The organism is Affinirhizobium lemnae (genome assembly GCF_022968395.1).
GTDB classification, from domain to species: Bacteria; Pseudomonadota; Alphaproteobacteria; order Rhizobiales; family Rhizobiaceae; genus Neorhizobium; species Neorhizobium lemnae.
Window position 1 is genome coordinate 1 of the sequence record NZ_JALJQZ010000037.1, and the last position, 14,299, is coordinate 14,299.

Consider the following 14,299-nt stretch of genomic DNA (forward strand, 5'->3'; position numbering starts at 1 on the left):
AACTTCATGGGATTCGTCAAACTCGCAGCCATCGCCATCTGGCTCAAATAGCTAAATCGTCACTACCGCCTAGCTTTGCACACGGGCCAGCGCCAAGGAGACCTTTTGCAGTTGCGTTGGTCGAATTACGACGGAGAGTATATTTCGCTACGGCAGGCAAAAAGCAAACGCGCTGGCTTTCGAGGCAAGCTGGTCAACATTCCATGTACGGCAGCACTCAGAAGCATGCTCGACGGAATGGACCGTGCATCCGACTTCATTCTGACGACCAAGACCGGACACCCCTTCAAAAAGCGCTACTTCAGCAGATTGTGGAGCGAGTCGATGATTGCCGCAAACATCGAGAGCGTGAAGTTTCCACACATCGAAGAACCGCAGGAGCTTCATTTTCATGACTTGCGGGGAACGGCAGTAATAATGCTCAACGAAGCAGGCTGCGCTATCGGCGAAATCGTGGCCATAACCGGCCACAGTTTGAAAACTGCGGCCACCATTCTGGAGCAATATCTGGCCAGGACAAAGCATCTAGCAGATTCGGCAATTGCCAAGTTTGAGGCCGCTCCCAGCGCAGAATTTGCAAACCGTCTGCAAACCAAAGCACCAGAAAACTAAAACGGAGAATATAAGTGATTGGAAAGAATGGCGCGCCGCGCCGGGCGAAGACGAGAACTATGTCTACGCTATAGCCCTCCTTTAAGCTGGTCTAACTTCCTCGCGTCTCGCGGAGTGACCCCAACAAAACGGGCGGTCGGTGGCTAGCAGCGGCGACCGCCCATCTTGGGGTAGCCATGGAGAGGTTTCGGTCACCCTTTGATGTTGCGGGGATCGTTTCCATGGGAATCTGACTGACCGATCCGACCATCTCTGTTATGGATTTTCAGTTCCGTCTCGGCATTTCTGCTGATTTGACGCCCACGATCCACTGCATCCTGTTTGATGTCGAAGTGGCCGCTCGATCGGTCGCTACCTCCTCGGCGGACGTCCCATCCGCCGTTCGGGTTTGGGACCACGTGATGGGTGCCCCCGCTGCTCTTACCTTTGGACATTGGCGATTTCCTTTCGTTTTGCCGTGATCCACGTCCGGTTTTGCAACAAGCCTCACTTCAGGTGCAACGGATGCTCGGCGATGCGCATCGGACAAGAGCATTCATACAACGATTTCGATTGACGCGCAACAAATGCCGCGCTATGTGCATCACACGATATCAAGTATGCATCAAATCACGGATTAAGCGCACATGGAGCACTTCTCAATCATTCAGGCCCTTTGTCGGGCAGCCATGGCGGAGCCGTCCCCGGCATTGCGCAAGCAGGTCGAGCGCTTGCGCGATGCGTTGAGTAAGGATGGGGAAGAGAAGCAGGCGGCGTCACTTGGAGGTATTCTGGCTGCGGCAGAGCGCCTGAAGGAGATGGCCCCCAGCCGTATCGAGCGCTCTCGCGCAATACTTTCCGGTGAAGTGCTGGGCCGTAATACGCCTGTGCCCGTAGATCGGGAAACTTCGGCACCGCTTGCGGAAATTATCTTTCCAGCAGAGATCAATTCTGATTCGCCTTTGTTCAATCCGACTGTTACTCAAGCTGTGAGCACGATCATTGATGAGTGGACAAATTTTGAAGCCCTGTCAGTCGTCGATATTTCGCCGGCGAAAACCTGCTTGATTTACGGAGCGCCAGGCACCGGGAAGACGCGGCTGGCGCTCTGGATTGCGTGTAAGCTTGATTTGCCAGTTATACTTGTGAAATTGGATGGGCTGGTTTCCTCGTTCCTTGGGACGACGGCCAGGAACATCGGGAATCTGTTTACGTTTGCAAACCGCTATCGCTGTGTTCTTCTGCTTGATGAATTCGACGCTATTGCGAAGGTGCGGGATGATCCGCAAGAGGTCGGCGAGATAAAGCGTGTTGTAAATGCACTGCTTCAAAACTTGGACGTGCGTCAGAATATTGGCCTCACCATTGGTATCACCAATCATCCCAAGCTTCTTGATCCTGCGGTCTGGCGCCGCTTTGAGATTCAGCTAGAGATTCCAAAGCCCGATTTTGCTGTGAGAATGGCAATAGCGCAGCACTTCATGCCGCCGGTCCAGGCACCGGACGGTCATCTCCGATTAATTGCGTGGTTTACCGAAGGGTCAACTGGCGCAGAAATCGAAGCGCTTGTTCGTACTTACAAAAAAGCCACGACGGTTCGAGAGGAGGATCGTCGCGGCTTGCTAGATACGCTCCGGCAATTCGCAACGCTCAATGCCGCGCGCATTCAAAGCGAGCGGCGAGCACTTTTGTTTGACGATCCGGCCAACCTCTTTCGAGCCATGCATGAGGATCCCGCACTTGCGTTTTCCATGGGCGATATTGGGGATATCGCCGGGAAGGATAAATCCACAATCAGCAGATGGCTTGGTCGTCAGGGCGGAAAATCGGGTGATGGCGAGGTGACGCATGGCTAGTCCTATTCAAATCGTCCTCAACCCGGAGAATTTCGAGGAGGCGCGCGAGGCCGGCGGCGGCGGCGGGCGCAAGGATTTCTTCGCCAACCGGGATCGCGATTTTGGCGCACACAAGGCTGCGCTCATGAGTCAGCTCGACACGATATCCGATATCCTTTCTGCGCAATCGCAAGGTCCGATCGGTTATGTGAAGGTAATCCTGAAACGGGAGGCCTGGGCCAAAAGTCATCGTCCCGTTGGGGCGCTGTTCCGAAATGACCGCGCACCAGTCGTTGGCGGTGGCGACCTTGGTGTCATGATTGTCGAGGGGCATCCATCCGCGCTTGCGAAGGTCAAGGCTGAGATCGGGAAGGCCGAAACGCTGACGCGCATGAAGTTCGATGAAAGCAAAGGGAAGGAAGTTCCCAACCCTTCCGCTCAGAAGAGCGAGGCCGGGGCCATCGAGCGGATCGAACTCTATGGGGCATCCGACAAACGCAGGTTTTCCGCCGAGGAGGCCGTTGCCTGGCTTTCAAACCCCATGACCGGCAGTGGATATGAGGTGGAGTTGTTCGACGCGGTGCCCCCGCGATCTGAGTGGGATCGTCTTGATGACTCTCATCGCCGTCTCGTCGAATCCTTCGTAAGCGGATTTAACCGCCTCGGTTACAGCATGTCGGTCGAGCGTTTGCCCGTCGGGCGAAACAAGTTGCCGATGCTGGCGGTACGCCTTGATCAGGCCGGCGATGGTGCAATTCTGCGCCTTACTGGAACGCCGACCAAAGAGCGGCGCGATCTGGCTCCTTTCGATCCAGATATTCAGCGCCACGGTAGACTGCTGGATTTTCTGGACAAGCACCCGCTGGTAAAGCGCATTGAACTGCCTGGCATCGTTGTGCGTTCGGCCCGGCCTCCGGCACCTGCGCGTGGCCGCCCGTCCAATGCCACCATGCCCGTTCGCGACAGTCGGCGCTCCCATCCGAAGCTGGGAATCATTGACGGAGGTCTCAGCCCGGCATTGGCAGATTGGGTTATCGATCGATGGGATGTTCTTGCTGATGAAGATATGGATCTGTCTCACGGCACGTTTATAGGCGGCCTTGCGGTGGCGGGCTCCAGCCTCAACGGTGCAGCCACATGCCCGGAGGCCGATGGGACGGAGCTTGTCGATCTCGCGATCTTTCCCAACGAGAGAAAAGCAGGTGTTTTCGCATCCTATTATTCCGGCGGCCTCCCACATTTCTTCGATGAAATGGACGCTGCCGTGGCAGATGCCCGTGCGCGACACGGTGTACGCGTATTTAATATGAGCCTGAACATTCTTCAGCCTGCTGCGCCTGACAGATATAGTCCGCACGCCGTCCGTCTGGACCGCCTCGCGGAGGAAAACAACGCTGTGGTGTTCGTTTCGGCAGGCAATATCCAACCGCAGGATCTCCGAGCGGAGTGGCCGTCTGATACTGCGGCGGCTCTAGCTAACCTGGCGCTTGCTCGTAACGATGGCCTTCTCACTCCGGCAGAAAGCGCCCGGAACGTTGCTGTGGCGGCTGTTAACCCGCCTGATCATGCGGGTTGCCTGCCATTCGCCCCCACCCGATTCAGCCGCAGGGGGCCGGGACTTCGTTCTGGCGTTAAGCCGGATCTCGCTCATGTCGGTGGCTCTGGTACGGTGCATCCGACATTGGGGCATGGCCTATTCTCCATTTCGCCAGACGGCACGGTCACTGATGGTTGTGGGACCAGTTACGCCTCGCCATTGGTCGCCAAGACTGCGGCGGCCCTGGATCATGCAATCGAAGGTGAAGTTTCCCGAGAAACGTTAATTGGATTGCTGGTTCACCATGCAGAGATACCTGAACCGTTACGCGCCAAGGAGTTGGGGGCCGTAACTCGCCATTTGGTCGGCTTTGGAATGCCACCTTCTGCAGAGCGAATTTTGGAGACTGGAGATCACTCCATCACTCTGGTGTTCGCATCCCGTATTCAGCACGGCCAGCAGATTAATTTCCGGTTTCCGTGGCCGGCGTCACTTGTTGGTCCAGGAGGAAAGTGCCGGGGGCGTGCGAAGCTCACGCTTGTAACTACACCTCCGCTGGACGCGAGATTCGGCTCGGAGTTCGTTAGGATCAACATTGATGCCGCCCTCCAGCAGGAGCAAGCCAAAGGTTGGAAGGGGCGATTGGACCCATTGTACCTCCCTCCCTCTCGTGGTGCCCATGCGGTGGAGGCCGAGCGTATCGAGCATGACCTCAAGTGGAGCCCGGTCAAGGTATTTGGAAAGACGTTCCCGCAGGGCGTTGGACCATCGTCAAACTGGCGTCTCTTCATTGAATACCTGACGCGAGCCGGTGAAGTTATGCCTGATGAAGGCGTTCCTTTCACTGCGATCCTGACGATCAGCGACCCAGATGCGGAAAAGCCGGTCTTTAATGATATGCGCCAAAGCCTTCAGGCTATTGGTACTCAGATTGCGGACATTCGCACCGCGGCCCGTATCACTCCGCGTATCTAGCGGTCTCGTATAGGAGAAATCACTTGGCTCGTTCGAAAGAGAAGAGAGTTGGCTATCTCAGAGGAAAGGCAACCGATGGAACTGACGTCGTGGTTAGCGTTTCCAAAATTGGTCGCGACTACAGGATAGGATGTGGATTCAAAGATCATCTCTGCCATCCGTCTGTCAGAGATATTGAAGGCGTAAGGCGTGAGGCATTGCTCGTCTTCGACGTGCGCGATGCGATTTACCAGTCAATTTAGATGGGCCACAAAGCGCAAAAACATGATCAGCAAGTTGGCTGAATAATGAAGGAGAGGAAAAGACATGGCTAGATGCACTGCACCAGTCAAGGGGCATCGTTCAGCCGCCGCCGCAGCCGACTGTCCTGCATGCGGCAGCCGGTACGGCCGGTACAGCGGTTACGGTGGCTACGGCAGCGGATATGGCAGTTCCGGATCATACTCAGCACCTTCATATTCGCCCTCAAGGATCAGTGGCGGGTCGGGGCGGCGCGCCTCGAAGCCCCGTTGGTCAAGAGCTGGCTCGGCTGTGTGGTACACACCCGAACAAGTGCAGGCGCTTACGCCCGTTCGAGAGAACGTTGAGAATCTGGCAGTCTCGCAGCCTGATCTTCGAGACGTATTTCTTTGCCACGCATGGGATGACAGGCAGGGCTCCGCGAAGGAACTGCATGATTTGCTCGAAGCGCGCGGTGTCCGCGTGTGGTTCAGCGAGAAGGACCTTGGCCTCGGGGTGCCGATGATGCGGGCGATCGACAAAGGCTTGGTGAATTCGCGCGTCGGTATTGTTTTAGTGACTCCGGCTATGTTGCGCCGCCTTCCGGCAGAAGGCATCGCTGACAAGGAGCTTTCGGCGCTCCTTCGACGCGAACGGTTGGTCCCGGTTGTTCACGGAACTACCTATGAAGAGCTAGAACAGGTCAGTCTTCTACTAGCCTCTCGAGCCGGGTTGAGCACTGCCGAAGAGTCGATGGCAGATGTCGCGTCTAAGATAGCGGAATTGGTCGCCATTTAGTCGCGTCGGAGGTCGAATGGGGGCGCGGTGTCTTCGCCGAATACGGCAAGTCTGACGCTTCATCGTCCAAGCCCTCCGACTACGCGCGGACGCATGAAGTCCCGAGGATCTGCCCGCCAGGAATCGAATGAGCGGGAGTTTGGCGCCTCAAACATCATGACACCGCTTGGCCCTGCGACTACCGGCCTTACCACTTTAAGTCCTCCCTCCTCGTCAAGTTCGACATAAGGGTAGAGGCCCAAAAATTCTCGCCCACGATAGTAGCGCTCGTGTTCCTCCAGCACTGGAAGAACGCCAACCGTGCCCTTAGCTGCATCGAACCATCCTAGCTCCCAGCACATCCAGAGCGATTGAACCGCGCCTTCGGTATCGAGAAACAAGAGGGAATCGCTCACGCCCATCGTCGCTCGCACAAACGCGGCGTTCGCCGGTGTGACCTGGCTGCGATCGGCTGTCGGAGCTTCAATCCAGTCGCAAAAGACCTTGTAACCCGCAGAAGTGAGAAGGTCATAAACTCCAAGCACGATCTCGGCGTCGCGTATCGTTTGGGACAAGAAGATGTCGTAATGTGCAGACCGCTGCCGTGCCGCACGACTGAGTACCTCTTCAACCGTCGCCCCCTGCGCTGCGGCACGACGCCGGGCACGTGCGCGCATCTCGCTTTCCCTTAGAAAAGCCATTGCTCGCGTTTACTCCTTTGCACGAGGTTTCCAAAAACGTTCGTCCTCGGCGGCGGGCTGCTCGGCGGGACTTCTGAAGCGCTCCTCCCTGACCGATACGCCAAGATGGCGATGAAGGAGTGCCACATAGTCTAGTTCATTGGTGAGATCGGCGGGCAACGCGCCGATTCGTTGCGCCACCTCCAAGGTCGCCCCTCCCGTTGATATGATTGGGATCACGGAAGCTTGCGGCTGCAAGCGACGGAACAGTTCATACTCTTGAATGATCCCACCCATGCCGCCGATAAACACGGCAGCCTTGAACACATGTTCGGAGAACATGCGCTCTCTCATAGCCAACAGGCTTTTCTCACGGTCGCCCTCAATGTCGTCCGTGTAGGTGACGTTCTGGAAACGTTCGTTATCTTCAGGGAACTCGTCCTTGAAGTGCTTCGATTGGTAGAGCCGAACCCACCGCCCATAGTCGACGCCGATGTCATGGGCGACGACCCAAATCATTGGCGTGATGGCTGGCTGACCGCCCCAGACCAGAAGGCGACGTCCCAGCGTAATATGGACCAGCGCAGACACGGCAGCCCCGATCGCTACACTATCGGCTGTGGCAGCATATTCCGGCCCCCGCTTCGGGTCGGGAACGCCGGCAGAAAGAAAGATAGCATCAGCCATACTCAGCCCTCCCATGCCGCGAGCGCCCAGCCTGCTTCAGACACCTTTATCGCGCGGACGGATAGAATCTGTTCATCCAGCCATTGCAGGTGAGCGCTCCAAGCGTCGCGAATGCCGACATGATCGTACACAAGAACCGGCACTTCACCTTGGTCGGCGCGTCGCGCCTTTTCCGCAACATCGTTCAATATCTCGGCGGTCGGCACACCAACAATCGGATAGGCCCAAACCTTACGGTCCCCGATCAACCGCACAGCGATTGCGCGGTGTGCACCAACGCCTTCGACCGAAGCGCCAATCTTCTCGACATCAGCGCGAAGCTTGCCCGTGATCGACATATAGCGGGCCGCGATGCTCCGGCTCCGCAACCGTTCCACCCGAAGCACGATCGCTTCGGCCGTCTGGTCGACTATCGGACCATCCGATGCTGTCAGTTCAGCAGGGTCGAGATACACCGTCTCGGCCATATCGGTCAGCTTGCTCGGCACATGCTCAGGCCAGATCACGCGAAGAACTTGAATGTCCTTCGCCCGCGCCCGACCGATCTCTTGCCGGGTCCAGCGGCTATCAAAATAGCCAGGGGTATCGAGCATGACCATCACGTCTGAGTCGACTAGGCGGTGCCATAGCACGTCCTGAAAGGGATCGCCCGGACGTATGTCATGCGTATCGAGAAAGACGTCGAAGCCGCGAGCGTTGAGCAAGTCATGAAGCTGAAGCGCTGCGGCGCGTGATTCAACCCGCCGATAGCTGACGAACACGCGGCGCTGCCTGCGTAGCAAACCAACGCACTCAAGCATCGCCGCTGCGAGTTCGGTCATTGCTGGATCGTCGGCACGACGTTTCAGACCGTTAGCTGACTGTAGAAACTCTGGCACATGCAGGGCAAAGTCGCCGTTGGCGGCGATAGTTGGGATGATCGGCGCGCTAGCAAGTACCAATTCGCGCGCGGCCTCTATGTCGGTGGGTGCCGCCGCTCCGAAAAACGCGGCGGCAAAGGCGGCGCGCTTGTCGCGACCCGACACCGTCGCTCCGTCATAAACGACCACGTCGGTGTCTAACACGAGACCAAAATCCTCGACCATACCGCGCAAGGTCGCGGTTAGGGCATCACGCTCCTCGGCGGCTGGACTTCCTAGGATTGCAAGCTCGTAAAGGCTCATGCCTCGCCTCAGCGCCCCGCTGCCACGGCCGCAGCCTCAATCCAGGTCGATATATTGGTATAACCATCATCATTGACCCAGTCGTAGGTGCTGTAGAGGCTGCTGAACGGAACCTTCTTGCCATTCTTCTCGACATGCCAGTAATCGAGAGGATTTTTTCCTTGAACGTCAGCTCCGAGTTGCGGATCTTTGATCCGGTGGATGTCGATGGCTAGGATGCCTTTCTTGAGTTCGTAGCTCCGCTTGATTTCGTGTCGTACCCATTCGCGGTCATAGGTTTCGGCGCCGAACAGCACTACCGTGACCGACGTCCCCTTGAGCTGCTCCTCAATCCATTTCTCGATGCCACCGGCGCGCTTCTTAGCCTCCTCAAACTCGGCAGCATCGTAGAAGGGCTGTGCTTCACTATTTGCACGAACGACCCAGGAATTGCGCACCTGAACGATGCGGCGAACATCACGCGCATAGTGAAAACTGAAGAAAACTTTCCGGGCCATACGTTATTTCCTTATTACTTTTATACTATCTTGGTGTGTTTGTGCTGTTTCAGCACATCGAATGTGCGTTCTGCATCTGAAACGCACCCCTCCCGCCAGGATAGGCAGAATCGTTACAACGTATCCTAGCAGAGAAACAGTGATCAACATGCAGATCTTTCAACTTCATCGGCTTTGCCCATCCTGATCCGGTCCTGATGCCCGGCGCCCGCTTTCGCTAACGCCGGTCGGGCTGCTTGGGGGCGCTGCCCCCGGGCGCGGCGCAAGGGATGGCTGACGCTCGGCCGGGACGGTTTCCCCGGCCTTCCGCGCGGATGCGTGTTTCACACTCTCACCAATGGTTTCGATCCGCTTGTGCAGGCCGGGTGATCCCCCTCCATCCCGGCCGCCCTTGCACCTTGCACCCCCCGGTCTCGGCGACGGCCAGGGTTGCAGCGCAGCGCTGCGCTCCAACCCATGCCAAAAGGATCAAGACCATGACCAACACTGTTGATATGACCGCCACGGTTTCCGAAGCCCCCGCCAATGAGAACGGTGCGGTGCTGTTCATCCCGCTGAACAAGCTCAAGAAGTCGCCCCGCAACGCCCGCAAGACCCCGCACAGCCAAGCCCATATCGAGGCGCTGGCGGCCAGCATTGCCGCCAAAGGGATGCTGCAAAATCTGGTGGTGGAGCCGGAGACGAACGCGGAAGGCGAGCCGAGCGGCTGCTATTTCGTCACCATCGGTGAAGGCCGCAGGCTGGCGCAATTGCTGCGCGTGAAGCGCAAGCAGATCAAGAAGTCGGAAGCCATCCGCTGCGTTCTGGATACCGAGAACGACGCGGCGGAAATCTCCCTCGACGAGAACGTCACCCGCGAGGCCATGCACCCCGCCGATCAATATGAGCGCTTCCGGGAGTTGGCGGACAATCGCGGATGGGGCGCGGAAGAGATTGCCGCCCGGTTCGGCGTGACCCCGCATGTCGTCCGGCAGCGGATGCGTCTCGGCGCGGTCAGCCCGAAGCTGATGCAGGTCTATCGCGATGGCGGCTTGTCGCTGGATCAGTTGATGGCCTTCGCCATCACCGAGGATCACGACCGGCAGGAACAGGTGTTCGATAACCTGTCCTATAACCGCGAGCCGTGGATCATCCGGCGCGACCTGACCAAGATGAACGTGGAAGCCAGTGACCGGCGCGCACGTTTCGTCGGGACGGACGCCTATGCCGACGCGGGTGGCACGATCATCCGCGACCTCTTCGCCGAGGACCGGGGCGGCTATTTCGAGGATGCCGCGTTGCTGGACCGGCTTGTCATCAACAAGCTGGAAGGGATCGCCGCCGAGGTTCAGGCATCGGAGGGATGGAAGTGGACTTCGGTTCACATCGACTTTCCGCATGCGCACGGGATGCGCCGGACTTATCCGCATCCGGTGGACCTGTCTGAGGAAGACGCCGCTGCCTACGCCACCGCGCAGGAGGAATACGACCGCCTGTCGTCGGAATATGAAGGCTATGACGAACTCCCGGAGGAAGCGGACCAGCGGTTCGGGGAGTTGGAAGCAGAGATCGAGCGGATCGATGCCAAGCGTCATGCCTATGACGCCGACGAGATCGCACGCGGTGGCGTGTTCGTCATCCTGAACCATGACGGCACCGCCCGCATCGAACGGGGCTTCATCCGCGCCGAGGACGAAGCCCCGGAACCGGAGGGCGGCGATGATGGTGAAACCGTCAACGTCACCGAGGATGGGGAAATCGTCGGGGACGAGGATGATGGCGAGGACGCCGAACCGAACCCGGAAGATGAGGATGCCGGGGATGCGGGAAAGCCGCTGTCAGATGCCCTCATCCGCGATCTAACCGCGCATCGCACCCTTGGCCTGCGCCTCGCCCTTGGCGAGCAGCCGGACATGGCACTGGTCGCGGTGGTTCATGCGCTGGCGGCGCAGACCTTCTATCGCGGCGGAGAAGCCTCCTGCCTCGAAATCCGGCTGACCAGCGCGTATCTGGCGTCCCACGCAGACGGGATCAAGGACACGCCTGCCGCGCAGGCGCTGGCGGATCGTCATGCCAGATGGGCGTCGGACATGCCGCGCGATGTGATGGACCTCTGGGCGTTCGTCGCCGGTCTCAACCATGCGAGCCTGATGGCCTTGCTCGCCCATTGTGCATCGCTGACCGTCAATGCGGTGCGGATACAGTGGGAGCAGAAGCCGAACGCCCGCGCGACGGCGGGAAAGCTGGCGAGCGCGGTGGCGCTGGACATGACGGCGCACTGGACCCCGACGACCCAGACCTATCTCGGTCGCGTGACTAAGGCGCATATCCTCGCCGCCGTCCGGGAAGGTGTCAGCGACGAAGCCGCTGGACGGATCGAGGGCTTGAAGAAGCCGGAGATGGCGCAGGCAGCCGAACAGCTTCTGGCCGGAACGGGCTGGTTGCCGTCGCTGCTGCGCACCGCACGGCCCGCAGGGCTGGACGCCGAGCCGGAAGCCGACGCCTACCTGCAAGCCGCCGAGTGAGGCGGGGCCGGGATCGTATGAGCGGTCCCTGCCTTCCTTTCCGCCCACCCCAAAAATCGCGGTCGCGCGGGGATCGATCCCGCGCGACCGATCCGATGCCCTTCGCGGTCATCGGATTCAGGAGGATCGTTCGATGATCGTGCTTATGCTCATGGCCGTCGCGCTCGTCGCCGGTCTTTGTGTCCTGGCCTATACGCTCGCCGTCTATGCGCTGCCCTTCATGCTCGGCGTCGAGGTCGCCAAATGGGCCTACGCCTCCGGCTCCGGCCTGATCGGTGCAGGACTGGTCGGGCTGGTGGCGGGCGCTGCCGCCTATGGCCTGCTGATCGTCCTATTCATGGTGGTGCGCCCGCCGATCCTGCGCCTTGCCGTGGCGCTCGTCTTCGCCGTGCCCGCCGCCGTCGCGGGCTTCGCGCTGGTCCATGGCATCACCCGCGAGGCCGTACCGTCCGAAATCTGGCGCGTGCTCTTCTGCCTGATCGGGGGCGGTATCACCGGCATGTCGGCACTGATGCGACTGGCTGGTTCAACTGCCAGCACGTCAGTTTGATCCGTATTGTAAAGACCTGCAAACGGAGCGCATCTGCGACTTGCAAGAATTGGCAAGACGCAGCCTCATTCGAATGAGACCGCTTCCTCTTCATAATCATCATCGCGGGCGGCCTGACCGTCCGTGTCGATCTGTCGGCTGATAATCCGCTTGCTCAATTCCTCACTGACCAGCCTCGCGCGCTCGGCTAGGAACGTGTCGTAATCGTTTTCCCATACTCCGAACCCGTCCAGATCGCCGATCAGGTGCGACGCCATCGTCGTCGCTAGTACTTTGTTCGATTTTTTAAACGTCTTCATGTAGGTCGCTGGCGGCTTGGCGCGGATTTCCCGCTTGTTCAAATAGTCATCGACGATGGTGATGTTGAGGATATTGTTGATCCGCCATTCCTCGACATTCTTCTTGCCGAGGTAGGCGCGCGGGAAAAAGTGATGGTAATTCTTGCTGTTTGCCTGTTTCAGCCAGTAATTGCGGATACTGACGATGGAATTGTCGCTGAACGATTTTGGCTGATGGAAGGCGTAAAGGCATAGGATCGCCTTGATTGAGCTTCGTCCGGCGTTGAACCAGCCGTTGTCGAGCAAGAAATCCGGCGAGATGTCCACCGCCCAATCATAGTCAGGTGACTTGTTATCCAGGATGCGGTCGATGCGTCGAACGTCTTGCGCGAGCTTGCTTTCGACAGCCGATGAATAGCGGCCGCCCAGCGAACAGCGCCAGAAGAAATCTTCCAGCAACGGGCGCTGATCGGCGGACGGCTTATCCGGGTGGTGGTAAAAGAAATAGGCGAACGGCACCAACAGCGTGTTGTACGGCAGCAGTTGCGACACCGGGATGCGGTAGCTGTTGCGGAAGAATTCCACGGCACGTTCGAACGCATCCACGGCACGCGGCCAAGTATCGATGAAGGCGACTTTGCCCAGCTTTAGGATCGTCTGCTTCTTGCAGTCTTTGGTCAGGATCAACGAGACCAGTTGCAGCAGCGTTGCATCCGAAACAGTCTCGTAATCGAGCGGTTCGAGCCTAGCGACCAGCTCCTCGAACTTCTCGGCCAGATCGAACTCACGCGACTCGTCATAGGTCTTCGCGACCATGATCTCGAACACGCTAAGCGGCTTTCCGCCCACATTGATGCGCGTGAAGATTTCGGTGGCGACATCGATCGGCACGTCCTTCACGAGGATGATCGAGAAATCATAGGACTCGATCCGGCGGCGGTATTCCGACAGCCGCTCATGATAGCAAGCAGGATAAGCAGCGAGTTGCTGGAAACTCCCGTGGATGAGGTCTCGCAGCCTGATCCATGTCCCCTCCACCAGATCGCCGACTTCGGTCACGACGATCTGATCATCTTCTCCGGTGTCCAGTGTGATGAACATATCCGCAAAATCATCGGTCTTGCCCGAGTTGCGTTCGACTTTTATCCCACGTAGCGAAGCATACAGGCTGGTAAGGCGCTGTTGGCCATCGAGCACGAACGAAACGGTTTCCCCGTCCTTTGGCTCCGGCAGAGGCGTGTTGCCGAGATCGCGGACGCTGCGCAGCCGGTCCTTCGTCGACCAAAAGATGAACGTACCGACCGGATAACCCTTGAGAATACTGTCGAGCAGTGCGGCAGATTTCTGCATCGTCCATACGAAGTCGCGCTGGAACTGAGGAATCTTGACCTGACCACGCTCAATGTCCGTCAGAAGATTGGTGTAGTTCGAGTGTGTCGGACTTGGCAGTATCATCCGGTTATTCCCCCTTGCCCCTATGATGGCCTGAAGCAGTTTATGCGAACAATTTATGTTGCACAAAGCGAGTCGAGGCGAGGGGCAATCTGGCGTTGCCCTTCAGGCCGCGCTCTTGGCTGCGCCGGAACCACGCCCAGGCGCGTTTCCGCCATTCGGCTTCGATCGCTAACGTAAGGGTGCGGTAGCGACGCATGAAGCCCCGCATTGGCGGGGGCACGAAGGTCACTCGCCTCAATCACCGACGTTGCGAAATCCGATTGAGCAAACCGCGTCGCCCGTCCGTCATCCCGGTGGGGATTGTGGCGGGAGCGGCGATTCACCAGCATGACTAAAGCCGAGAATGCGGACGGAGCAGGCTGCTCCACGCAGGCGCTTCGATCTATGGCGCTGGCAACCATGAGCGGGAGCGCAGTTCTCTCCGTATGATCGGGTCCGGCCAATCGCTTCGGCCCAGGACAACCATGCCGGTGATGCCGTCCGTCAATCTCGTGATGTGATAGGTGCCCAATCGCGTTGTCACATCTCTACCGTTCTGCAGAGCGCGCTTA

The 14,299-nt window shown here is 58.4% G+C and carries 12 protein-coding genes; 6 read left to right on the plus strand and 6 right to left on the minus strand.

What is annotated here, in order from left to right:
* The first annotated feature begins 75 nt into the window (after positions 1–75).
* A complete protein-coding gene (locus MUU53_RS18075; RefSeq protein ID WP_281435188.1) occupies positions 76–612 on the plus strand; it encodes a tyrosine-type recombinase/integrase in 537 nt (178 codons plus the stop codon).
* A 191-nt stretch (positions 613–803) separates the two neighbouring features.
* On the opposite strand, the gene MUU53_RS18080 is transcribed toward MUU53_RS18075, so the two are convergent.
* Complete coding sequence (locus MUU53_RS18080; RefSeq protein ID WP_155046159.1) at positions 804–1,046, minus strand: DUF2188 domain-containing protein; 243 nt, start codon at positions 1,044–1,046, stop codon at positions 804–806.
* A gap of 192 nt (positions 1,047–1,238) precedes the next feature.
* Between MUU53_RS18080 and MUU53_RS18085 the strand changes: the two genes are divergently transcribed.
* From MUU53_RS18085 to MUU53_RS18095, 3 genes are all read left to right on the plus strand, one after another.
* Positions 1,239–2,447 carry an AAA family ATPase gene (locus tag MUU53_RS18085; protein WP_247262131.1) on the plus strand — a complete coding sequence of 403 codons (1,209 nt, stop codon included), beginning with the start codon at positions 1,239–1,241 and terminating at the stop codon, positions 2,445–2,447.
* A complete protein-coding gene (locus tag MUU53_RS18090; RefSeq protein ID WP_247262132.1) occupies positions 2,440–4,938 on the plus strand; it encodes a S8 family peptidase in 2,499 nt (832 codons plus the stop codon). The genes MUU53_RS18085 and MUU53_RS18090 overlap by 8 nt, the downstream gene beginning before the upstream one ends.
* A gap of 531 nt (positions 4,939–5,469) precedes the next feature.
* Positions 5,470–5,955, plus strand: a complete 486-nt coding sequence (locus MUU53_RS18095) for a toll/interleukin-1 receptor domain-containing protein (protein ID WP_377307127.1) — start codon at positions 5,470–5,472, stop codon at positions 5,953–5,955.
* 59 nt (positions 5,956–6,014) lie between these two features.
* Here MUU53_RS18095 and MUU53_RS18100 read toward each other — a convergent pair whose 3' ends face one another.
* Genes MUU53_RS18100 through MUU53_RS18115 form a run of 4 tightly spaced genes read right to left on the minus strand, consistent with a single transcriptional unit; the run spans position 6,015 to position 8,961 of the window.
* Positions 6,015–6,611 carry a hypothetical protein gene (locus tag MUU53_RS18100; protein ID WP_247262134.1) on the minus strand — a complete coding sequence of 199 codons (597 nt, stop codon included), beginning with the start codon at positions 6,609–6,611 and terminating at the stop codon, positions 6,015–6,017.
* Positions 6,612–6,644: 33 nt separating this feature from the next.
* The gene (locus MUU53_RS18105; RefSeq protein WP_247262135.1) at positions 6,645–7,301 is read right to left on the minus strand and encodes an SLOG domain-containing protein; all 657 of its coding nucleotides are present in this window, start codon (positions 7,299–7,301) and stop codon (positions 6,645–6,647) included.
* Positions 7,302–7,303: 2 nt separating this feature from the next.
* Positions 7,304–8,464: a toll/interleukin-1 receptor domain-containing protein gene (locus tag MUU53_RS18110; protein WP_247262136.1), complete on the minus strand. Its 1,161-nt coding sequence runs from the start codon at positions 8,462–8,464 to the stop codon at positions 7,304–7,306.
* A gap of 8 nt (positions 8,465–8,472) precedes the next feature.
* Positions 8,473–8,961, minus strand: coding sequence for a TIR domain-containing protein (locus tag MUU53_RS18115; protein WP_247262137.1), 489 nt, complete (start codon positions 8,959–8,961; stop codon positions 8,473–8,475).
* Between the two features lie 476 nt (positions 8,962–9,437).
* Here MUU53_RS18115 and MUU53_RS18120 point away from each other — a divergent pair, with 476 nt between their 5' ends.
* Together MUU53_RS18120 and MUU53_RS18125 are read left to right on the plus strand one after the other, a co-directional pair.
* Entirely contained in the window at positions 9,438–11,465 is a 2,028-nt protein-coding gene (locus MUU53_RS18120; protein ID WP_377307128.1) for a ParB/RepB/Spo0J family partition protein, read from the plus strand.
* A gap of 145 nt (positions 11,466–11,610) precedes the next feature.
* Positions 11,611–12,015 carry a hypothetical protein gene (locus MUU53_RS18125; RefSeq protein WP_425524258.1) on the plus strand — a complete coding sequence of 135 codons (405 nt, stop codon included), beginning with the start codon at positions 11,611–11,613 and terminating at the stop codon, positions 12,013–12,015.
* Positions 12,016–12,080: 65 nt separating this feature from the next.
* Here MUU53_RS18125 and MUU53_RS18130 read toward each other — a convergent pair whose 3' ends face one another.
* Positions 12,081–13,748 (minus strand): DUF262 domain-containing protein, encoded by a 1,668-nt coding sequence (locus MUU53_RS18130; protein ID WP_247262139.1) that lies wholly within the window; start codon positions 13,746–13,748, stop codon positions 12,081–12,083.
* Positions 13,749–14,299: the final 551 nt, after the last annotated feature.